Source organism: Bacillus sp. UNC438CL73TsuS30 (assembly GCF_000482325.1).
GTDB lineage: Bacteria > Bacillota > Bacilli > Bacillales > Cytobacillaceae > Neobacillus.
This window is the reverse complement of record NZ_AXVA01000005.1, coordinates 497881-520089: the sequence shown is the minus strand read 5'-3', so window position 1 is coordinate 520089 and position 22209 is coordinate 497881. Positions and strand designations below refer to the sequence as shown.

Below are 22209 nucleotides of genomic sequence, written 5' to 3'. Positions count from 1 at the left end.
TTAACAACTCCCTTCATGCAAAATAATAAATATTCAATTAATTCTATTTTAGGGTACAAACCCGTTACAATCAATAAGAAAAGTACCGCCAGAAAAACTGGCGGTACTCTTTAATAGATGGAAGTTGTAGTTTTTGATGTATTTTCAAGTATTTCTTTTACTCGCTGTAAGAATCGTCCGCAAACAAGTCCGTCTAAAACTCGGTGGTCTAGAGACATACATAAATTCACCATATCACGTACGGCAATCATTCCATTATTCATGACTACCGGACGTTTCACAATTGATTCAACCTGAAGAATAGCTGCCTGCGGGTAATTGATGATGCCCATGGATTGAACAGATCCGAATGAACCGGTATTGTTGACGGTAAATGTTCCACCTTGCATATCTTCAGACTTTAGTTTTCCGTTTCTAACCTTAACAGCAAGCTCGGAAATTTCACGGGCAATTCCTTTAATGGTTTTTTCGTCTGCCAGCTTAATAACCGGAACGTATAACGCATCATCAGTTGCAACGGCAATCGAAATATTAATATCCTTCTTTTGAATAATTTTATCCCCTGCCCACATTGAGTTGATTTGTGGGAATTCCTTCAAGCCTTGAGCAACTGCTTTTACAAAGAATGCAAAGAAAGTTAAATTGAAGCCCTCTTTTTTCTTAAACTCATCTTTAATGGAATTGCGATAATCTACCAAATTCGTGGCATCAACCTCTATCATTGTCCAAGCATGTGGCGCTTCGTGTTTACTCCGCAGCATGTTAGCCGCAATCGCTTTACGGACACCCGTAACAGGTATTTCAATATCACCTGTCCCAACTGGCACATTTACTGAAGTTGCAGCCTGTATTGGCTCTGGTTGAGCCATGTCCGGCAAGGCAGAAAGCTGAATTTCAGACTGCTTGATTGGTTCTGTCTTTGAAGATCCAGTAGGTATGTTTCCGGACTCAATCAATTTTTGCAAATCTTTTCTGGTAATTCTGCCTCCGGCACCTGTTCCTTGCACTTGAGCCAAGTCAATTCCATGCTCTTGAGAGAGCTTTAAGACCGCGGGTGAGTATCGGCCAACATTTCCTTTATCTGCAGCCGCAGTGCCCGTATCGGCTGCTTTTTCTTCTACAGGAACTGCTTTTGCTTTTGCCTCATCATCCGTTTCGCTGCTCTCTATCTCTATCGTACAAATGATTTCACCAACAGATAATGTATCGCCTTCTCCGGCAATTAGTTCTTTAATCATTCCTGTAAATGAAGACGGGACTTCTGCATTTACCTTATCTGTCATAACCTCTGCAAGTGGATCATATTTATTTACCTTATCCCCAACAGAAACAAGCCATTTACTAATGGTACCCTCTGTAACACTTTCACCTAGTTGAGGCATTTTTATTTGTTCAACTGCCAATGCATAAAACCTCCTTAGTGCATTTACTACTGTGGATTATTCTTCAGCTAAAAAATTGCACTTTAAAATTCTGCTAATTCTCTCATTGCTTTTTCAACTTTATCAGGATTTACCATAAAGAATTTTTCCATTGTCGGCGCATACGGCATGGCCGGTATCTCCGGTCCTGCCAAGCGTTTAATAGGAGCATCTAAATCGAATAAGCAATTTTCAGCAATAATGGCAGATACCTCCCCCAAAATACTGCCTTCTTTATTGTCTTCTGTAACGAGCAGAACCTTCCCGGTTTTGGAGGCAGCTTCAATAATTGCTTCTTTATCCAGTGGGTAGACAGTTCTTAAATCAAGAATATGGGTTGAAATTCCGTCCTTAGCCAGTTTTTCGGCAGCTTGGAGGGCAAAATGAACACACAGACCGTAAGTAATAACTGTAATATCATCGCCTTCACGTTTCACATCAGCTTTTCCAATTGGAAGCGTATAATCATCAGTCGGAACTTCTCCTTTAATCAAACGGTAGGCCCGTTTATGCTCAAAGAAAAGAACAGGGTCATTATCACGAATAGCTGCTTTTAATAAACCTTTTACATCATAAGGAGTGGATGGCATAACAATTTTTAATCCAGGTTGATTTGCAAATACCGCTTCAACAGATTGAGAGTGATACAAAGCACCATGAACCCCTCCGCCGTATGGAGCACGAATAACAATTGGACAATTCCAGTCATTATTTGATCGATAGCGAATTTTCGCTGCCTCTGAAATAATTTGGTTTACAGCAGGCATGATAAAGTCAGCAAACTGCATTTCTGCAATCGGCCGCATACCATACATAGCTGCACCGATTCCTACTCCTGCTATGGCTGATTCAGCAAGCGGTGTATCAATGACTCGCTCTTCTCCAAATTGTTCATACAATCCTTGTGTAGCCTTAAATACACCACCCTTTTTCCCAACATCTTCCCCAAGTACAAACACCTTAGGATCTCTTTCCATTTCTTCACGAATGGCCATTGTTACCGCATCTATATAAGAAATTACTGCCATGTTACTTCCCCCTTACATTTCCCCATAAACGTATTTCATTGCATCCTCAGGTGCAGCATATGGGGCATTTTCAGCATAGTCGGTTGCCTCATTCACCAGTTTCATTACACGGTCATTGATATCTTTTTCCAAGTCATCATTCAAGACACCCGTTTCCTTTAAGTAAGCACCAAATGTAATAATCGGATCCTGGGTTTTGGCTTTTGCTACCTCATCAGGTGCCCGGTAAGAACGGTCATCATCATCAGAAGAATGAGGTGTTAAACGGTAGGAAACTGTTTCAATTAAGGTAGGTCCCGCGCCGCTGCGGCCGCGTTCCGCAGCCTCTTTCACCACTTTATAAACTTCTAACGGGTCGTTCCCATCCACTGTGACCCCTGGCATTCCATAGCCAATTGCACGATCTGAAACCTTCTCGCAGGCTAATTGTTTTTCAATTGGAACGGAAATAGCATACTTATTGTTTTCACACATAAAAATAACTGGAAGTTTGTGTACACCGGCAAAATTTGCACCTTCATGGAAATCACCTTGGTTGGATGAACCTTCACCAAATGTTACAAACGTAACAAGGTCTTTTCTTTCCATCTTTCCAGCCAAAGCAACCCCTACTGCATGAGGTACTTGTGTTGTAACGGGCGAGGAACCTGTAACTATACGATTTTTCTTTTGTCCAAAGTGTCCAGGCATTTGCCTTCCTCCTGAATTAGGGTCTTCTGCTTTCGCAAATCCTGAAAGCATAAGCTCCTTCGCCGTCATCCCAAAGGTTAAGACTACTCCCATATCCCGGTAATAGGGAAGCACATAATCTTTATCCTTATCAAGTGCAAAAGCTGCTCCAACTTGGGCCGCTTCCTGGCCTTGACAGGAAATAACAAATGGGATTTTCCCAGCACGGTTTAATAACCACATCCGCTCATCAATCCGGCGGGCTAAAACCATTGTTTCATACATCTCTAAAACTTTTTCATCACTTAATCCTAATGCCTCATGTCGTTTTTCAGCCATTAATTTTTACCTCCCTATTGTTCGCATTGATTCCAAAATGGCGTAAGTTTAACCATGAAGTGCTCTGCCATCAACCGCAAGTGCAGCTTCCCCAATTGCTTCTGACAAGGTAGGGTGAGGATGGATAGTGTGAGCCACTTCCCATGGAGTTGCATTTAATACCATTGCAAGCCCAGCTTCTGAGATCATATCGGTAACATGAGGACCAATCATGTGTACCCCTAAAATATCATTGGTCTCTTCATCGGCCACAATTTTCACAAATCCATCCGATTCACCGAAAACCAGCGCTTTACCAATGGCACGGAATGAAAATTTGCCCACTTTTACTTTATGCCCTCTACTTTCCGCTTGCTCCTCGGTAATACCAACACTAGAAACCTCAGGATTACTATAAATACATTTTGATATTAAGTTATAATCGATAGGTGAAGGATCCTTTCCTGCTATATGCTCAACGGCAACAATTCCTTCATGGGATGCAACATGGGCAAGCTGCAGGCCGCCAACAACATCTCCAATTGCGTAAATATGGGATTCCTTTGTTTGGTAAAATTCATTTGTGACAATATTTCCTTTTTCAAGCTGAATCTCCGTATTCTCAAGCCCGATGCCTTCAGTATTCGCTTGACGTCCAACGGAAACAAGCAGTTTTTCAGCCTTAAATTCTTTTAAACTGCCTTTTACTTCAGCGGAGATTGCTACACCATCACCTTTTACTATTGTTTCAGAAAGGACCTTTGCGCTTGTTACAATTTTAATTCCCTTTTTCTTCATTAACCGTTGCATTTCTTTTGAAATGTCTTTATCTTCTGTAGGGATAATTCGGTCTGCATATTCAATCACCGTAACGTCTACCCCAAAATCGGATAACATTGAGGCCCATTCAATCCCAATTACGCCGCCGCCAACAATAATAATAGAAGATGGTAAGTTTTCCAGTTCTAATGCTTCATCAGATGAAATGACCTGGTCGCCATCAATCTCAAGCCCTTGAAGGGTTCTTGGCCTTGAACCGGTAGCAACAATTACATTTTTGGGGATGAGCATTTCATTTTCTTCGCCGTTATTCATTTCAACAGATATGGTACCTGGCATTGGTGAAAAGATGGAAGGGCCCAAAATCCGTCCTAATCCTTCATAAACATCGATTTTCCCTTGTTTCATTAAGTGCTGTACTCCTTTATGAAGGGTATCGATGATTTTCGTTTTTCTTTCTTGAACTTTAGTAAAATTAAAAGTTACTTCGCCAGTTATCACGCCAAAGTCTTCACTATGTTTTGAAGTAGCATACACTTCTGCACTTCTTAGCAGGGCTTTACTTGGTATACAACCTTTATGTAAGCATGTTCCACCGAGTTTTCCTTTTTCAACAATTGCTGTTTTTAAACCTAGCTGTGAGGCACGGATTGCGGCAACATATCCACCAGTGCCACCCCCGAGAATAACCAAATCATACTCTTGTGCCATTTTATTTCCTCCCCAACTACTTAAATTTTTGCTGTTTTAAATGAACCAGGATATATTTTAACTTCCTCTTCGCCACGCAAGACGCGAAGGGCTCCTTCTGCTAATGCTTGAAGTTCATTTTCCCCAGGATGAATGATACAATCAGCAATCCAGTTTACTCTATTGGTAATCGATTGTACAAAATCCTTTCCATAAGCAAGTCCGCCAGTTAAAACAATCGCATCTACTTTACCTGAAAGAACCGCACTAGCAGAACCAATTTCTTTTGCAACCTGATAGGCCATGGCATCATAAACAAGCTTGGCTTCTTTATTCCCGGCTTCAATCATCTCTTCTACCTTCACTGCGTTATTTGTGCCAAGGTAACCGACTAGACCGCCCTGCCCTACTAACATTTTCATGATTTCTTCCCGGTAGTATTCACCAGAAAACGAAAGAGAAATTAAATCTCCGGCTGGAACAGTACCTGCACGTTCCGGACTAAAAGGTCCATCACCATGAAGACCATTATTAACATCGATAACCTTACCCATTCTATGTACACCGACGGTTATTCCGCCCCCCATATGGGTAACAATTAAATTTAATTCTGAGTATTTTTTCCCTAATTCCTTTGCTACTCTTCTTGCAACAGCCTTTTGATTCAACGCATGAAAAATACTTTTCCGTTCAATTAACGGGAAACCGGATATCCTTGCAATCGGGTCAAGTTCATCGACAACTACTGGGTCCACAATATAGGACGGGATATTAAGACCAGATGCTATTTCATATGCTATTATACCACCTAAATTCGATGCGTGTTGTCCAGAATACCCATTTCTTAAATCCTTCAACATTTTGTCATTAACTGTATAGGTTCCGCCTTCGATCGGACGAAGCAATCCTCCCCGCCCACAAACCGCGGACAACTTTGAAATATTAATACCTTCTTGGTCCAATGTTTCTAAGATGGTGTTTTTCCTGAATTCATATTGATCAATGATATTTGGGTAAGAATTTATTATTTCAGCTTCATGACGAATCGTCTTTTCCAGTATGGAAATTTCATTATCGAAAACCCCTATCTTAGTAGAAGTAGAGCCAGGGTTGATGATGAGTATTCGATATTCTCTTTCTTGCACGTTTTGACCCCCAATTTGCTTTATCGAAAGATTATGACGGTACCTTTCAAAATTTTTTTCGTCGATTTACCCCCACATATTCAACTAAGTAATGTTCAATAATTGAGTGGTCATTATACTTAAAGTAATTTCTAAAATGATCAAATTTTAAACAATAAGAGGTAAATCACTACCTAGGAAAGCGCTGAATTTTCATTCAGCGCTCAAATTTTAAGATTATTGCAGTTTTTATTTTCTACGGCTTAAAATATGATGTCCGTTTTGAAGGAATTGACTGCGGGAATTGCGCATTCTTTCAATCCGTTCCTCTACCATGCGATCTGCTGCAAGGTAGGTTGGGATTCCATCACGCTTTGAAATTTCAATGATTCTTTCAATACTTGTGTAAAGCTGTTCAACCTTTTTCAGGGCACGTTCATGATTATATCCGTAAAGCTCATCGGCTACGTTGATTACACCACCAGCATTTATTACATAATCCGGAGCGTATACAATACCCATTTCATGAATGATGTCTCCATGACGTGTATCTTTTAATTGATTGTTCGCAGAACCAGCGATTACTTTTGCCTTCAACTGCGGGATTGTGTCATCATTGATGGTTGCTCCAAGAGCACATGGCGCATAAATATCGCATTCCACACCGTAAATTTCATTTGGGTCAACAGCACGCGCACCAAAGTCTTCCACTGCACGCCCGACCGCTTCTTTATTAATATCTGTAACAATCAGCTGTGCGCCTTCTTCATGCAAATGCTTACAAAGGGTATAAGCTACATTTCCAACGCCTTGGACAGCTACTACTTTTCCTTCTAGTGAGTCTGAACCAAATGCCTCTTTGGCTGCAGCTTTCATTCCTAAATAAACACCATACGCAGTTACAGGGGATGGATTTCCAGATGATCCGAATGCCGGGGATATCCCTGTTACATAATCCGTTTCTTCATGAATTAAATCCATATCCGCCACAGTGGTACCTACATCTTCAGCTGTTATATATCTTCCATTTAGTCCTTGAATATAACGTCCAAAAGCGCGGAACATTTCTTCATTTTTATCCTTACGAGGGTCTCCTATGATTACCGTTTTGCCACCGCCAAGATTTAAACCTGCCGCCGCATTTTTATAGGTCATTCCTTTTGCCAATCTTAAAGCATCTTCAATCGCGGCCTCTTCAGATTCATATGTCCACATACGCGTTCCGCCTAATGCCGGTCCTAAGGTTGTATCATGAATTGCAATAATTGCTTTTAATCCCGAAGATTTATCCTGACAAAAAACTAATTGCTCGTAATCATATTTTTCTAAATACTTGAAAATTTCCATATTAATATTCCTCCTCAATAATGAAAAAACTAGTTTGCTACAGAGCATACTGCTAATGCAAGAGAAAACAACTTGCTCTCTGCGGAGTCGGCTCTGGAAGTTAGCACAATCGGCGCTTTAGCCCCGGCAATTACAGCACCAACCTTTGCATTTGCGAAATAAACTAACGATTTATACAATGCGTTTCCAACCTCAATGGCAGGAACCACTAATATATCGGCTTTGCCCGCTACCTCACTTTGGATGCCCTTGTGTTCAGCAGCTAAAACCGAAACAGCATTATCCAATGCAAGCGGACCGTCAACGATGCAGCCAGTGATTTGCCCGCGCTTGTTCATCACCGTTAGTGCCGCTGCATCCACCGTTGCCTGCATAGCGGGATTAACCACTTCAACGGCAGCAATCGGTGCTACCTTTGGCGTTTCAATTCCAATTCCTTTAGCAACCGCAACAGCGTTTGTTATGATTTGTGCCTTTTGCTCCAAATCCGGGGTAATGTTCATCCCCGAATCTGTTACGATTATAAAACGGTCCCGATTAGGGATTTCAAAAACAGCAACATGCGAAAGAATATTTCCTGTTCTTAAACCATATTCTTTATTCAATACAGCCTTTAGAAGAACATTCGTCGGGATATTCCCTTTCATTAGTACATCCGCTTCTTTATTCGAAACCGCTTTAACGGCTAATTTGGCAGCCAGTTCATTTGTCTCGGCATGAACGATTCTGAGGCTTTTATCCGGATTTACCTTGTTTTGTTCAGTCTTAATCATTCGATTAATGTTTTCCTGATTTCCAAATAAAATAAAATTTGCAAGATTTCGTTCAATTGCATCTAGAACCGCTTTTATAACAACGATATCTTCCGCTACTGCGACAGCAACAGTATTCTTTTTAAGTTGGGTTGCTCTGTCAATAAGTGAATCCAGCAACAAGTTGTCATCAACCCTTCCACAGCAAAATCAAATTCCAATAAATTAATTAGCAAGATTCATGCCAACAAAAATCATTGTAAGCGCTTTATTTTGTTGGGTTTAAGACTGCAATTTTTTTCATACTATGAAATTTACTGCATGCCGTTATTTTCAAGTTTATATTTTTCAAGTTTGTAATATAAATTTCGAACAGATAAACCAAGTGTTTTTGCTGTTAACGTTTTGTTTCCGTTTAAACGATAAAGTGTATCGCGGATGATCTTTGCTTCATATTCGTCGACCATTGCTGATAACGGCCGTTCCAGAGTATCAGGATTCTTTAATGTCCCAAATTCCCTGCCAATCAATTTATTATTGTTAAGTTCCGGCAGGTGTTTTACATCAATATAGACTTCGTTAAATTTCATAAAAATAATGGCCCGCCCAAGGATATTTTCTAGTTCTCTTACATTTCCCGGCCAATCATAGTCCATTAGCCCCGCCATCGCCGCCTCTATTACTCCTTCAACATTCCGTCCATAATCACGATTAATTTTTTGAATAAGCCGATCGCATAATAAAGGGATTTCCTCTTTTCTTCTTTTAAGCGGGGGAATATGTATCGGCATTCGATTTAAACGATAGTATAAGTCTTCCCTAAAAGTACCCTTAGCAATCCCTTTTTCAAGGTTCACATTGGTTGCAGCAATGACTCGAACATTAATTGCAACAGGCTTCGTTCCGCCCACGCGGATGATTTCATTTTCCTGTAAAACCCGGAGCAGCTTTGCCTGAGTATTTGCCGGAAGTTCACCAATTTCATCAAGAAAAATGCTTCCGTTGTTTGCCTCTTCGAAAAACCCTGTTTTCCCTCCTCTTTTTGCGCCGGAAAATGCTCCTTCTTCATAACCGAACAATTCACTTTCTAACAAAGATTCCGATATAGCTGCACAATTGACACGAATAAATTTATTGTATTTTCTGTCGCTTGCATTGTGGATAGCGTGGGCAAATAATTCTTTTCCCGTTCCGGATTCGCCGCGAAGAAGGATGGTAGCAGGAGTTTTTGCCCCAAGCTTTGCCTGCTCTATTGCCAGCAGCATTTCCTCGGACTTCCCGATAATGTCCTCAAAGGTATATTTTGCTTCAAGTGTTCGGATGATTTGCCGTGCACGGTGCAACTCCCTGTTCAACGATTTAATTTCAGACATGTCGTGGATAACACCTACACTGCCCTTAAGTTTTCCCTTTACAATAATCGGTGCGACATTAACGATTACTTCCTTTTTGCTTGGCCCAACCCTCATAGCGACGCCGCGGACAGCTCTTCTTGTCTGTAAAACCTTCATATGCATGCTTTCACCTTCTGAGATATCGGTCGTCGCGGGCTGACCAATTACCTGTTCTTCTGTCAGTCCGGTTAAACGGGTATAGGCCCGATTAATAAGAATTCCCCGGCCGACTTCATCGACAACGGATATCGCTTCATCACTAGATTGGATAATCGCTTGCAGCATCGTTTGAATTTCTTTTAAATTCGTAATTTCTTCCGCTAAGTTAACAACTTCCGTGATATCTTTAAACACGGCAAAAGCACCCATGAGTGTGCCATTTTCTTCAACGATTGGAATTCTTGTTGTAATAATTTTTCGTCCATTCCCTAAAACCATTTCTTGGTTTGCTTCAATTCTTCTCGTCTCTAATATATGAGGGAGTCTGCTTTCCGGTATCACTTCACAGACATATTTTCCAACCGCATCCTCTTTTTTTACTCCCATCATTTCTTCCGCTCGACGATTAAAGAGGATGACCATGCCGTTTTTATCAATTACCGCCATCCCATCATTTGTGGAGTTAAAAATCAACTCTTGCTGATAGGACTCATTTTGATGTCTTTTTACCAGATCTTCCTTTTCTTCCATTAGTTTTGAAACAAGGAAAGCAACACTTCCGGGAATTAAAATCGTACTACTTGGTTTTGTCCGCCTTATTTCGTGAAATGCTGTGTCATCTCCTGTAACCTCAATAATTATATCGATGTTTTTAGATAGGAAGGGGTGCCAGTCCGTTCCCGTTTTAATCCCTTCTTTTTGTGCCAATCGAATACCAGGTGCATCTGTATTCCGGTCAACAACTGCCTTTACATTTAAAACCTCAGTTTCTTTTAAAATTTTTAAAATCGCCGTTCCACCTTTTCCGGCTCCGACAATCATTACATTTTGCATTTCCTAGCCTCCATTCTTTATATCAGGAAACTTTTTTCATACGTTCATAGTAAGTCATGCAATTTTTTTCATATTTATTGTATAGTGAATAGTTCAGCTTGACAAATATATTCATTGTACTATTATTTTCGTGAGAAGCTTTTTCTTTTCAATTAAAATTCGGAAGGAATTTATTATGCAGCGGATTATTGCTCTGATTATATTATTGATTCCGGGTTTCTTGGCTGCTTTCGGTATTAAGCTAATGCGTGATATGACCTTTGGAATCCTGCAGTCGCCTATTCCCTATTTATCTCTGCAATTTTTGATCGGACTCATACTATTTCTCGGCGGTTTAGGGTTTGTTGCTGGATTTATTTTTCATCGTGACCGCAAAAGAAACAAAGTTCAATCACGCTTCAAAGGTCCTGGAAACCCACGGTCTACCGACGGTAAAAAATCCAACTAAAAAGAGACCTCCTAGGGTCTCTTTTCATACTGTTTTCTAATTCGCAACGCCTTGACAGGGTCATCAGTAATGACGGATGTGCAGTTAAGTCTAAATAACCGATGTAGATCAGCATCATTATTAACAGTATAGGGCCTTACGGCAATTTCGTTCTCCATTGTCCTGGTTATGATTTCATCACTGAAAGTTGAATACTTAGGATGGATCCCTTTTGCTCTGATGGATTGTGCATAAACCCATGGCATAAATAGTCCTTCTAAAAATAGCGGGGCGGTTTCAATTTCCGGAGCCAGCCTGTAACAATGAACAATACTGTAATGACTGAAAGAGGAAATAATGATCCTATCTGTTAAACCGTAATTTTGGATAAGCTCAATGACTTTTTCCTCCATACCTTCGTAGGCAAAAAGACCATTTTTTAACTCGATATTACATAGCAGGGTATTTGTCTGCATCCATTCAAGAACCTCGATTAAGGATGGTATGGTTTCTTTTTTTAACCCTTTTTTATTGGCGTTCAACTTACGAATATCCTTAAATAAAAAATCTTTTACAAACCCGTTTCCACTTGTGGTCCTGTTCACCTTTTCATCGTGGATAACAACGAGTTCACCATCTTTTGTCAATTGTACATCGAGTTCTAACCCATCCGCTCCTGCCTTTTCCGCCTCATAAAAGGCACTCATGGTATTTTCTGCGAATTGGGAGGAATAACCACGGTGAGCAAAAATTTCTGTCATGCCGTCACTTCCTAACTACTTATTAAATTGGAGGAATTTTATATGAAACCTTTACAAATAACCCCTGAAACAGCGATTAAACTTGCGGAAAAATTAAACGTTCCCATTGAGCAAATTATGCATATGCCACAGCATATCCTAATCCAAAAATTAATGGAATTGGACAAGGAGCAAAAAAAGTAATTTTTAATCTACAGTCCTATCATATGCATCAAAATTTTGATAACCACCATATAAGAACGAAAAAAGCCCTCATTTTCAATAAATGAAGGCTTTTATTTATAGTTTTAAACGTTTCATGAAGCCATATGCTCTAATCGCAGCTTATCTGCTACCATCGCAATAAATTCAGAGTTAGTTGGTTTTGCTTTTGACATGCTGACAGTATAGCCAAAGAGTGAAGAAATGGAGTCGATGTTTCCACGGCTCCACGCCACTTCAATGGCATGACGAATCGCACGCTCAACACGACTGGCAGTCGTGTTATATTTTTTTGCAATATCAGGATATAAGACCTTTGTAATCGACCCTAATAGTTCAATGTCATTATAAACCATGGAAATCGCTTCACGTAAATACAAATACCCTTTAATATGGGCAGGTACACCGATTTCATGGATAATGCTCGTAATGCTGGCATCTAGGTTTTTGGGTTTTTGTTCCGCTTGCGCACGGTAAGCCGGAGAAGGAGGTGCTTTTCTTGTTATTGCAGCATTTCTGCCGCTGACTTGACGAATGTGGTTACCCAGGTTTTCCATATCAAAAGGCTTTAAAATAAAATAAGATGCCCCCAGTTCAACGGCCTTCTTGGTAACATCCTCCTGACCAAAGGCAGTTAACATGATCACATTTGGCAAGGCACCTTTCTTCAAATCACGAAGGCGTTCTAAAACAGCTAGCCCATCCAAATGGGGCATAATAATATCTAATACGAGTACATCAGGATCTACAGACCCCAATAAATCTAAACATTCTTGACCATTATGTGCAATCCCTGCAACTTCCATATCTTCCTGGGATGAAATATATTCCTCTAATAATCCAACTAATTCCCTATTATCATCAACGACGCACACCTTTATTTTCTTCAACACCGTATTCCTCCTCAAATCCAATTGGTAGGTTCCATCTGTAGTCTCTATTTTCTATTGTAAATTAGAAATTCGACAATGCAACTAAAATTCCTTTCATTTTTTTAATATTTCTTAAAATAGTGATAAAATCTCAGTTTTTCTTAACTTTTCTCTTATTTTCGACGAATTTCGCTTTTTTGTCGAATAATCTTTAAATCCGCAAAAAACAAATAGGCGATACCGCCTATTTGTTTTTATTATCAACTTAACGCCAAGTTACTTTCGCTTTTTAGCTTGCTTTTTCTTTCGGTGTATCATATATATTAATTCCTGCTTCATCCAGCATCCATTCTATATGCACTCCGTATCCAGAGGTAGGATCATTTACAAAAACATGGGTTACAGCACCGACAAGCTTCCCATTCTGGATGATTGGACTTCCACTCATCCCTTGAACAATGCCGCCTGTTTTTTCCAGAAGCTTTGGATCCGTTACTTTTATGACCATGCCTTTTGTAGCTGGAAACTTTTGCGGAATTGTGTTCACAATTTCAATATCAAATTCTTCTACCTGATCATTGTTAACAACAGTCAAAATTTTCGCAGGGCCTTCTTTTACTTGATTCGATAAAGCAATCGGCAATGGCTTATCCATTATACCATTTTTCAACGATTTATTTAATTTCCCAAAAATTCCAAATGGGCTATTCTTTTGTATATTCCCAACAATTTCATGGTCTGAAGAAAAACGTGCAAGTTTTTCACCAGGGTCTCCATTACTACCTTTTTCAATCGACGTAACGGTTGATCGGACAATTTGTCCGTCTTCCACGACGATTGGTTTTTTCGTATCCATATCTGAAATCACATGTCCTAATGCACCATATTTTTTGGAATCTGGATGAACAAAGGTCATCGTTCCGATTCCTGCTGCCGAGTCCCTAATATATAATCCCAGTTTGTACGTGTTTTCCCCTTTGTCCTTTAAGGGAGTAAGTTTTGTCGTAAATTTACCGCTTTCACGGCTAACCACCAAGTTTAAAGCTTTACCGTTTTCTCCTGCATCCTGTACAAATGGTGCAACATCTGCCATTTTTTCAATTTTAGTTCCATTAATTTTTGTAATAATGTCTCCAACTTTAATACCAGCCATTTCACCAGGAGATTTTTTTCCATTTAACGTATTCACTAAATGATGCCCGACCACTAAGACACCTACAGTATTTAGTTTCACGCCAATTGATTGACCACCTGGAATTACTCGAAAATCTTTTAAAACCTTTACATCGACCTTTTTAATGGGGATTCCTGCAAACTCTAAAAGCATTTCATTACTGCCTTTTTCCTTTGCCTTTAAAGAAACTGAATGTTTGTCCTGTGCAAGTGCGATACTTGAGTTGTGTGAAACTAAAGCGGCTGACACCGGAGCAGCCTTTTGAAAATTATAATCTTGCCCTTCAAAGACAGTGATTGTCTTTGGTATTTCGAGGTATTGTTTAAGCGGTTGATTGAAAATAAAACTGATTAATGAAACAAGGAGAATTCCACCAATGATTTTTCTAATTATATCTAAATTCAAATTTTTTCACTCTCCTCGCTTCTTGTCCACAACTTCGAAATGGCTACATCTATAATTTTGCCTCGTTGGCAAGCATTTATAACCTTCCTTCAATATAAAAAAGCTCCCCCTATTGGGAAGCTTTTCAATTTTTCTTATTTTTTGCAGCCATTAACAATAATTCCTCAGCATGTTTCTTTGTAAGGTCGGTGATTTCGACTCCGGAAATCATCCTGCCGATTTCTTTTATTTTTTCTTCGGCTTTAAGCGGTGTCACGGATGTCTTGGTCCTGCCACCCTTCGTAACCTTCGAAATAAACAAATGGGTGTCAGCCATAGCAGCAACTTGCGGTAGATGAGAGATACATAAAACCTGCGATGAATGTGCGACTTTATAAATTTTTTCAGCTATTGCCTGTGCAATCCTGCCGCTAACTCCTGTATCCACTTCATCAAATATAATCGAAGTGACACCTTGATGTTTTGAAAAGATACTCTTTAAGGCAAGCATAATTCGTGAAAGTTCTCCCCCGGAAGCAATTTTCGATAATGGTTTAAGCGGTTCCCCGGGATTTGTTGATAGATAGAATTCGATATGGTCGACACCATTTTTCGCAAAATGCTTTATATCCTTCTCAAAGCGAATTTCAAAAATCGTTTTCGCCATATATAAATCCTTTAGTTCCTTATGTATAAGCTTTGTCAGCTTTTCCGCATACTTTTTACGAAGCTCAGTTAATTGCTTTGCTTCAAGAACTAAATCCTTTTGAATAGAGGCTAATTCTTTTTCTAATTTGTTAATATGTGTTTCTTTATTTTGTAATGTTTCAATTTCTTCTTCAATTTTCGCTGCATATTCTAAAATTTCCTGGATTGTCTTGCCATACTTTCGTTTCAACTGGTTTATTTCATTTAATCGGTCTTCGATTTCATTTAATCTTTGTGGATCGTATTCCAATTCATCCATTTCATTTCTTAATGCATGAGCAGCATCCTCAAGCTGATAGAAGCTGTTTGAAACCGCCTCAAATAAATCTTTGTATTCTGTGTCTAACCCTGCTGCATCCTCCAGATGCCCCATTACCATACTAATCCAGTCCAAGCCCTTTTGTTCACCACTTAAGGCTGAATAACTGGATTGTATCGCTTCGAAAACCCGTTCAAAGTTTCCAAGCTTCCGTTTTTCCTCAAATAACTCATCATCTTCATTAAGCTTTAAATTGGCATTTTGAATTTCGTTCAATTGAAATTGAATTAAATCCAGACGGTGTGCTGCCTGCTGCTCATTCTCACTTAACGCCTTTAGCTTATGTAATGTGTGTTCATAGCGATGGAATACTTCCTGGTACTCACGGAGGGAGGAAATGATTTCCTCGGAACCGAATTGATCAAGCAATGATAAATGCTTGGTTTCATCCATTAATTCTTGGTGCTCATGCTGTCCATGGATATCAATCAATGTCGAACCGATTTCTCTTAAAGTAGAAATGGTCACAAGCTTTCCATTTATTCTGCAAACGCTTTTTCCGGAACGAGAGATATCCCTTCGTAAAACGACCATCCCTTCTTCAATATCAATTCCAAATTCCATTGCCTTTAGATAGCATGGATGACCGTCATGATCTAATTGAAAAAGTCCTTCAATCTCAGCCTTTTCTTCACCATGCCGTACGAATTCTGCAGAACCTCTCCCGCCAACCAATAAATGTATCGCATCAATGATGATGGATTTTCCTGCTCCTGTCTCACCAGTTAAAACCGTCAAGCCTTTTTCAAACGAAATGGAAGAGGCTTCGATAATGGCAAAGTTTTTTATCGATAGTTCTGATAACAAGGAACATTCCCCCAATTAAAGCATATCAAGAAACCTGTTTGTAATGATTTCTGTTTGTTCAGGTGTTCGGCAAATGATTAAAATGGTATCATCACCACAGATGGTTCCCAATACCTCATCCCAATCAAGATTGTCTAAAAGCGCCCCAATTGCCATGGCATTACCAGGTAAACACTTCATCACCAATAAATGTCCTGCTGAATCAATTCGAATAAAAGCATCCATTAAGGATCTTTTTAGTTTTTGAAGCGGATTAAATCGTTGATCAGCAGGAAGGCTGTATTTGTAACGGCCATCCAACAAAGGGACTTTCACCAAATGCAATTCTTTTATATCACGGGAAACAGTAGCCTGTGTCACATTGACTCCAGAATTTCTTAGTTCATCCACTAAATCATCCTGTGTTTCAATGTCATTATTGGCAATAATTTCCCTAATTTTAATATGGCGCTGGCCTTTATTCATATTTTTCACCCCATAAACAGTAAAAACCATTTAAATATTATGTTCAAAAATGTCGCTTCTACCCTTATGTTAGCCGATTTTGTAAGAGTTGTCATTTATTTTCCCAAAAACAGAAGGATAAGCGTATATTGCCTATCCTTCACCCGTTTGCTTTGTATGGAATTCCTGATGTGCAAGTTTAACAACCTCTGAAGGGTCCACAGGCAAGGGGGTATTTTCTTTGTTTTCCTCTCCCCACCAGGAAAGATGTAGAAGGAATTCAATATTCCCGTCTCCTCCGGTAATAGGTGAAAAAGATAAATTTTTAACCTGATACCCTTGCTCAAGTGAAAAATTGATGATTTTGGTTACAACCTGCAAATGGACCTTTTCATCGCGAACAATTCCCTTTTTGCCAACCTGCTCCCGTCCTGCCTCAAATTGCGGTTTAACAAGTGCAACGATATCACTTTGAGGTACTAAAAGAGTTTTAAGCACCGGCAAAATCAAGGTCAACGAAATAAATGATACATCAATGGTTGCAAAATTTGGCATTCCTTCTATTAAATCAGCCGGAGTCACATAGCGGAAATTTGTTCTCTCCATTACGACCACACGGTCATCCTGCCGGAGTTTCCATGCTAACTGGTTATAACCAACATCCAGTGCATAGGACATTTTTGCTCCGTTTTGCAGGGCACAATCAGTAAATCCACCTGTAGATGCACCAATATCCAATAAAATCTTATCCACAACCGAAACATCAAATACTTTTAGGGCCTTTTCAAGTTTTAAGCCTCCGCGGCTTACATAAGGAATAAGGTTTCCCTTAACCGTAAGAGGTATATCTGTTTTTACTTTTTCCCCAGGTTTATCTAAGCGTTCTTCATTTGTATAAACAAGACCAGCCATAACAGCTCTTTTTGCTTTTTCCCGTGTTTCAATAAGTCCTCTTTCGACCAGTAAGACATCTATTCGTTCTTTATTTTTCATGATTTAAGCCCTTTGTTGTTTTTTTCGTGCAAGAATGGTTAATCTTTTAACGACTTCCTTAGTAGTCATGCCGATTTCCTCAAGCAGGGAACCGACATCTCCATGTTCAATAAATTGATCCGGAATTCCAATCCTGTCAATTACTTGGCTGTAATAACCATGGTCATGAGCGAATTCAAGGACCGCACTGCCAAAACCACCTTGAAGTACTGCTTCTTCTATTGTCAACAGCGGTATATTTTTATCTAATAAATTTGTCAGCATTTTTTCATCAAGGGGTTTTATAAATCTTGCATTGACTACTTTAGCTGAAATACCTTGTTTTTCGAGTAGATCCGCTGCCTCCATTGCCATAGGAATTGTTGTACCAAAGGTTAATATCGCCGCATCATCGCCTTCCTTTAGTACCTCCCACGTTCCAATCGGGATAATTTTAAATTGTTCATCCATCGGTACGCCCAGCCCATTTCCACGCGGGAACCTCATGGCGATTGGGCCATTATCATATTGAAGTGCTGTATAAACCATGTGCTGGCCTTCATTTTCATCCTTTGGCATCATCAAAACAATGTTCGGAACATGCCTTAAAAAGGCAATATCGAAGACACCTTGATGTGTCTCGCCATCTGCACCAACAAGACCAGCGCGGTCAATTCCAATAAAAACATTTAAGTTTTGACGACAAATATCATGAACCACCTGATCATAAGCACGCTGTAAAAAGGTAGAATAGATTGCTAAAAAAGGCTTCATATTTTGTGTTGCCAGGCCTGCAGCAACTGTTGCGGCATGCTGCTCGGCGATTCCCACATCATACATCCGGTCCGGGAATTCATTTGCAAAGCCTTCCAGTTTGGACCCAACTGGCATCGCCGGGGTAATTGCCACAATTCTTTTATCTTCCCGTGCAAGCTTACGCACCGTTTCACTGACCAAACTACTCCATGCCGGAGGTGCTTTGTCCGGTTTGACAAATGCTCCAGTGTCCATTTTATAAGGGCCGGTTCCATGCCAAGTCCCTTTTGTGTCTCGTTCTGCTGGGGTATACCCTTTCCCTTTTTTCGTAATCACATGGAGAAGGACCGGGCCTTCTGTTTTTTTAGCATAACTAAAATTTTCAAATAAATCTTCAAAGCTATGACCATCGACTGGGCCCAGATAAGTAAAGCCGAGTTCTTCAAAAAACACGCCGGATACAAGCAAATATTTTAAGCTGTCTTTAATTCTTTCGGCAGTTGCCGCAAGAACACCGCCAACAGCAGGAATCTTTTTCAATAACCCCTCAAGTTCGTCCTTAGCCCATTGATATTTTCCAGCTGTGCGCAATTGTCCAAGAATATTGTGAAGCGCACCGACATTCGGTGCAATGGACATTTCATTATCATTCAAAATCACAATCATATCTTTCTTTTCGTGACCAATATGGTTTAACGCCTCTAAGGCCATACCGCCTGTTAATGCGCCGTCCCCAATCACCGGTACTACAAACGATTTCTCCTTTTTTAAATCGCGAGCAATCGCCATACCCATAGCAGCAGAGAGTGATGTTGAACTATGCCCTGTTTCCCAAACATCATGTTCACTTTCCACACGCTTAGGGAATCCACATAATCCTTTAAATTGTCTTAATGTATCGAAATCACATGCCCTGCCGGTTAAAATTTTATGAACATAGGACTGATGTCCGACATCCCAAATAAGTTTATCTTTAGGACTATCGAAGCATTTGTGTAATGCAATGGTTAATTCAACTACACCTAAATTCGGTCCAATATGGCCTCCCGTAACAGACAGCTTTTCAATCAAGAATTGGCGAATTTCTTGACTCAAAACCTCCAATTCTTTATTTGACATCCTTTTTAAAAAGGAAGGGTCTTTAATTGATAACAGATCCATTTGGGACCACTCACTTTCATCCTTTTTCTATCTAAACATTTAGTAAGGTTTGTTTTCACTTGAAATTTCCATCTATTTAAAAATAGCCGCTAACACACAAGTGATAACGGCATTGTCAACGTTTTCTTCATTAAAACACATTATATCATAACGAAAAGAATGCCTCAAATACCTATAACGACTCACGGTGCTGCTGTAGCACCCTTGCTTTTTAATGGTCTCTAGAGGCCACTAAATCGGTTATTTCAATAAGAAGGGATGTATTCAAGCCTGTTCGTTCCAAGTAACGCTTTGACTCGTCAATTTGATGATGCAATGCCTTCTTAGCCCCATCCATTGTCAATAATTGCGGATATGTGCTTTTATGGTTGGACGTATCACTTCCGACAGGTTTTCCTAGTAATTCCGGATTACCTTCTAAGTCCAAAATATCGTCCTGTATTTGAAACGCCAATCCAAGATGATGCGCAAAAGCTCTCAAATTCTCTAATTGATCCTCATCTGCTTGTGCAAGTAATGCACCAGCATGAACACTGAAGCCTAAAAGCTTACCTGTTTTATGAATATGTATATACTCCAGTTCTTCAATAGAAAGTTCTTTATTTTCCCCTTCCATATCGGCGACTTGCCCGCCTACCATGCCTTCCGCTCCGGCTGCTTTCGCAAACTCCACTATCAATTTTAAGTTTGTATCCGAACTGGCCGCTTCATTTGGGATCATTCCCAACACTTCAAAGCTATAGGTTAAAAGGGCATCCCCTGCCAAAATCGCAGTAGCCTCACCAAAAACCTTATGATTGGTCAGCTTACCACGCCTATAATCATCATCATCCATACTTGGCAGATCATCATGGATTAAGGAATAGGTATGAACCATTTCAACAGCAGCAGCAGCTAGTAGCCCTTTTTTCGGGTCAATGCCAAATGCAGCGAGAGTTGCAAATAATAATAGCGGACGAATCCTCTTTCCACCAGCCTCGAGGGAATAGTGCATTGCCTTTTTTATGATAGGAGGTGCTTCAAGCCGGTCAACTAATTTGCGGAGTTCCGCTTCAAGCAGATGTTTATATTCATATGCAAATTCATCAAGTAACCGATTTCCCACAATCTATTCCTCCTCTTTAATTGAAAAACTTTCCGTTCGCCCATCCTCCGTGATGATTTGTGTTAATTGTTCTTCGACATTTTTTAATTTATCGTGACATAGCTTAGAAAGTTCCATTCCCTCTTTATAAATAAGAATAGCCTCTTCTAATGGAACATCTCCTTCTTCAAGCCTATCCACAATTTGCTCTAATTTATTCATTGCTTCTTCAAAGGATAATTGTTTTTCATTCACCACTTTTTTCACTCTCCTTCTTATCCTCAACCTTACATACTAAGCTTCCATCCGCTAATTGGATTTCAACAGATTCATCCTTATGTACCTGATGAACACTCTTAACCAGTCTGTTGTCTTCTGTATAAACAAGACTGTAACCCCGTTCCATTATTTTTAAAGGACTTAAAGCTTTTAATGTTGAAATCATTCGATCAAATTCTGTTTGTTTTTTCATTAAAATTTGCATCATTGCTCGATTGATTTCTTTTTGTGTCCGATTAAATTGCTTTTCCGCTTCCAGTACTAATACTTTCGGAGACTTTAGCTGCAGTCTCTTATAAACCGTTTCGTATTGTCCTGATTTTAATGCTGACAGTCGGGTAAGACCGCGTTCAAGCGATTCCGTTAATTTATCCACCTGCTCCAGCTTTTGTTCATACAGTCGAAGTGGGTAACGAAAAGCGTAGGATTTTTGCACACGCGAAAAACGTTGCTTTTCTGTCCGGAATTTTTCATTCATTGCTCTTAAAAGCCGTGTTTGACGCTGCAGGACCCTTTCCATAAGCTCCTCAATATGAGGGACAGCGAGTTCCGCAGCAGCCGTTGGTGTAGGTGCGCGGAGGTCAGCCACAAAATCTGCAATGGTAAAATCCGTTTCATGTCCTACAGCAGAGATAACCGGTATAGACGAGGTATAAATCGCCCTGGCAACCAATTCTTCATTAAAGGCCCATAGCTCCTCAATCGAACCTCCGCCACGGCCAACAATGAGTACATCAATCGCTTCGAGTTTATTTGCTTTTTCAATCGCTCCAGCAATTGAGGGTGCAGCGTTTTCACCTTGTACAAGCGCCGGAAAAACAAGGATTTTGACTATGGGATAACGCCTTTTTATGGTGGTAATAATATCCCTAATGGCCGCTCCTGTCTGGGAAGTAATGACCCCAACCGTTTTTGGATAGGCTGGAATCGGCCTTTTTTTATCTAGTGCAAATAATCCTTCGGATTCAAGCCTCTTCTTCAGCTGTTCATAGGCTAAAAATAGTTCTCCAATTCCGTCAGGCCGCATTTCCTTTATATAAATTTGATATTGTCCGCTTGGTTCATAGACAGATATGTCCCCTTTGACAATAACCTTCATCCCGTTTTCAGGTGAAAATTTCATCGTCCTTGAATGGCTGGAAAACATAACAGCTAGAATGCGTGCTTTTTCATCTTTTAGAGTAAGGTACATGTGTCCGCTTGAATGCTGCTTAAAATTCGAAATTTCACCGCGAACATGAACATCCTGTAAATGGGGATCGGCATCAAATTTTCTTTTTATGTATTTGGTTAAGGCATTAACTGATAAGTACCTTTGCTCCTGCATAGCTAACTCCTTTAGAG

General features: G+C 39.9%; 20 protein-coding genes. 2 read left to right on the top strand and 18 right to left on the bottom strand.

What is annotated here, in order from left to right; all coding sequences use genetic code 11:
- Positions 1-110 precede the first annotated feature (110 nt).
- The 8 genes from M028_RS0103015 to M028_RS0102980 all read right to left on the bottom strand — a co-directional run bounded on the left by M028_RS0103015 (position 111) and on the right by M028_RS0102980 (position 10516).
- Entirely contained in the window at positions 111-1403 is a 1293-nt protein-coding gene (locus M028_RS0103015) for a dihydrolipoamide acetyltransferase family protein (protein WP_026572584.1), read from the bottom strand.
- Between the two features lie 62 nt (positions 1404-1465).
- Entirely contained in the window at positions 1466-2449 is a 984-nt protein-coding gene (locus tag M028_RS0103010; protein WP_026572583.1) for an alpha-ketoacid dehydrogenase subunit beta, read from the bottom strand.
- 12 nt (positions 2450-2461) lie between these two features.
- A complete protein-coding gene (locus tag M028_RS0103005; RefSeq protein WP_026572582.1) occupies positions 2462-3457 on the bottom strand; it encodes a thiamine pyrophosphate-dependent dehydrogenase E1 component subunit alpha in 996 nt (331 codons plus the stop codon).
- Positions 3458-3505: 48 nt separating this feature from the next.
- On the bottom strand, positions 3506-4927 hold the full coding sequence (gene lpdA, locus M028_RS0103000; protein WP_026572581.1) for a dihydrolipoyl dehydrogenase: 1422 nt from the start codon (positions 4925-4927) through the stop codon (positions 3506-3508).
- A 20-nt stretch (positions 4928-4947) separates the two neighbouring features.
- Complete coding sequence (buk, locus tag M028_RS0102995; protein WP_026572580.1) at positions 4948-6051, bottom strand: butyrate kinase; 1104 nt, start codon at positions 6049-6051, stop codon at positions 4948-4950.
- Positions 6052-6279: 228 nt separating this feature from the next.
- Positions 6280-7377: a branched-chain amino acid dehydrogenase gene (gene bcd, locus M028_RS0102990; protein ID WP_026572579.1), complete on the bottom strand. Its 1098-nt coding sequence runs from the start codon at positions 7375-7377 to the stop codon at positions 6280-6282.
- A gap of 29 nt (positions 7378-7406) precedes the next feature.
- The gene (gene yqiS, locus M028_RS0102985; protein WP_026572578.1) at positions 7407-8312 is read right to left on the bottom strand and encodes a phosphate butyryltransferase; all 906 of its coding nucleotides are present in this window, start codon (positions 8310-8312) and stop codon (positions 7407-7409) included.
- 131 nt (positions 8313-8443) lie between these two features.
- On the bottom strand, positions 8444-10516 hold the full coding sequence (locus tag M028_RS0102980; RefSeq protein ID WP_026572577.1) for a sigma-54 interaction domain-containing protein: 2073 nt from the start codon (positions 10514-10516) through the stop codon (positions 8444-8446).
- 175 nt (positions 10517-10691) lie between these two features.
- On the opposite strand from M028_RS0102980, the gene M028_RS0102975 reads away from it, so the two are divergent.
- The gene (locus tag M028_RS0102975) at positions 10692-10964 is read left to right on the top strand and encodes a DUF2627 domain-containing protein (protein WP_026572576.1); all 273 of its coding nucleotides are present in this window, start codon (positions 10692-10694) and stop codon (positions 10962-10964) included.
- Between the two features lie 11 nt (positions 10965-10975).
- Here M028_RS0102975 and M028_RS0102970 read toward each other — a convergent pair whose 3' ends face one another.
- Positions 10976-11704, bottom strand: a complete 729-nt coding sequence (locus M028_RS0102970) for a glycerophosphodiester phosphodiesterase (RefSeq protein ID WP_026572575.1) — start codon at positions 11702-11704, stop codon at positions 10976-10978.
- A gap of 42 nt (positions 11705-11746) precedes the next feature.
- Between M028_RS0102970 and M028_RS31850 the strand changes: the two genes are divergently transcribed.
- Complete coding sequence (locus tag M028_RS31850; RefSeq protein ID WP_081810627.1) at positions 11747-11887, top strand: YycC family protein; 141 nt, start codon at positions 11747-11749, stop codon at positions 11885-11887.
- A gap of 113 nt (positions 11888-12000) precedes the next feature.
- Here M028_RS31850 and spo0A read toward each other — a convergent pair whose 3' ends face one another.
- The 9 genes from spo0A to xseA all read right to left on the bottom strand — a co-directional run bounded on the left by spo0A (position 12001) and on the right by xseA (position 22192).
- Positions 12001-12795 carry a sporulation transcription factor Spo0A gene (gene spo0A / locus M028_RS0102960; protein WP_026572574.1) on the bottom strand — a complete coding sequence of 265 codons (795 nt, stop codon included), beginning with the start codon at positions 12793-12795 and terminating at the stop codon, positions 12001-12003.
- Positions 12796-13066: 271 nt separating this feature from the next.
- Positions 13067-14356, bottom strand: coding sequence for a SpoIVB peptidase (gene spoIVB, locus M028_RS0102955; protein ID WP_026572573.1), 1290 nt, complete (start codon positions 14354-14356; stop codon positions 13067-13069).
- 124 nt (positions 14357-14480) lie between these two features.
- Positions 14481-16169: a DNA repair protein RecN gene (gene recN / locus M028_RS0102950; RefSeq protein ID WP_026572572.1), complete on the bottom strand. Its 1689-nt coding sequence runs from the start codon at positions 16167-16169 to the stop codon at positions 14481-14483.
- 15 nt (positions 16170-16184) lie between these two features.
- Positions 16185-16634 (bottom strand): transcriptional regulator AhrC/ArgR, encoded by a 450-nt coding sequence (ahrC, locus tag M028_RS0102945; protein ID WP_026572571.1) that lies wholly within the window; start codon positions 16632-16634, stop codon positions 16185-16187.
- Between the two features lie 132 nt (positions 16635-16766).
- Complete coding sequence (locus tag M028_RS0102940; protein WP_026572570.1) at positions 16767-17606, bottom strand: TlyA family RNA methyltransferase; 840 nt, start codon at positions 17604-17606, stop codon at positions 16767-16769.
- A 3-nt stretch (positions 17607-17609) separates the two neighbouring features.
- On the bottom strand, positions 17610-19502 hold the full coding sequence (dxs, locus tag M028_RS0102935) for a 1-deoxy-D-xylulose-5-phosphate synthase (RefSeq protein WP_026572569.1): 1893 nt from the start codon (positions 19500-19502) through the stop codon (positions 17610-17612).
- A gap of 211 nt (positions 19503-19713) precedes the next feature.
- Complete coding sequence (locus M028_RS0102930) at positions 19714-20607, bottom strand: polyprenyl synthetase family protein (RefSeq protein WP_035423622.1); 894 nt, start codon at positions 20605-20607, stop codon at positions 19714-19716.
- 3 nt (positions 20608-20610) lie between these two features.
- Positions 20611-20844, bottom strand: coding sequence for an exodeoxyribonuclease VII small subunit (locus M028_RS0102925; RefSeq protein ID WP_026572567.1), 234 nt, complete (start codon positions 20842-20844; stop codon positions 20611-20613).
- Positions 20834-22192, bottom strand: coding sequence for an exodeoxyribonuclease VII large subunit (gene xseA, locus M028_RS0102920; protein ID WP_026572566.1), 1359 nt, complete (start codon positions 22190-22192; stop codon positions 20834-20836). Before xseA ends, M028_RS0102925 begins: the two co-directional genes overlap by 11 nt.
- Between the last annotated feature and the right edge of the window lie 17 nt (positions 22193-22209).

What these genes read in the sequence shown, in the direction of transcription:
- lpdA (WP_026572581.1), bottom strand. Translation starts at nt 4,927, where the DNA reads ATGGCACAAGAGTATGATTTGGTTATTCTCGGGGGTGGCACTGGTGGA.
- M028_RS31850 (WP_081810627.1), top strand. Translation starts at nt 11,747, where the DNA reads ATGAAACCTTTACAAATAACCCCTGAAACAGCGATTAAACTTGCGGAA.
- M028_RS0103005 (WP_026572582.1), bottom strand. Translation starts at nt 3,457, where the DNA reads ATGGCTGAAAAACGACATGAGGCATTAGGATTAAGTGATGAAAAAGTT.
- M028_RS0102980 (WP_026572577.1), bottom strand. Translation starts at nt 10,516, where the DNA reads ATGCAAAATGTAATGATTGTCGGAGCCGGAAAAGGTGGAACGGCGATT.
- dxs (WP_026572569.1), bottom strand. Translation starts at nt 19,502, where the DNA reads ATGGATCTGTTATCAATTAAAGACCCTTCCTTTTTAAAAAGGATGTCA.
- xseA (WP_026572566.1), bottom strand. Translation starts at nt 22,192, where the DNA reads ATGCAGGAGCAAAGGTACTTATCAGTTAATGCCTTAACCAAATACATA.
- bcd (WP_026572579.1), bottom strand. Translation starts at nt 7,377, where the DNA reads ATGGAAATTTTCAAGTATTTAGAAAAATATGATTACGAGCAATTAGTT.
- M028_RS0102940 (WP_026572570.1), bottom strand. Translation starts at nt 17,606, where the DNA reads ATGAAAAATAAAGAACGAATAGATGTCTTACTGGTCGAAAGAGGACTT.
- M028_RS0102970 (WP_026572575.1), bottom strand. Translation starts at nt 11,704, where the DNA reads ATGACAGAAATTTTTGCTCACCGTGGTTATTCCTCCCAATTCGCAGAA.
- ahrC (WP_026572571.1), bottom strand. Translation starts at nt 16,634, where the DNA reads ATGAATAAAGGCCAGCGCCATATTAAAATTAGGGAAATTATTGCCAAT.
- M028_RS0103010 (WP_026572583.1), bottom strand. Translation starts at nt 2,449, where the DNA reads ATGGCAGTAATTTCTTATATAGATGCGGTAACAATGGCCATTCGTGAA.
- M028_RS0102975 (WP_026572576.1), top strand. Translation starts at nt 10,692, where the DNA reads ATGCAGCGGATTATTGCTCTGATTATATTATTGATTCCGGGTTTCTTG.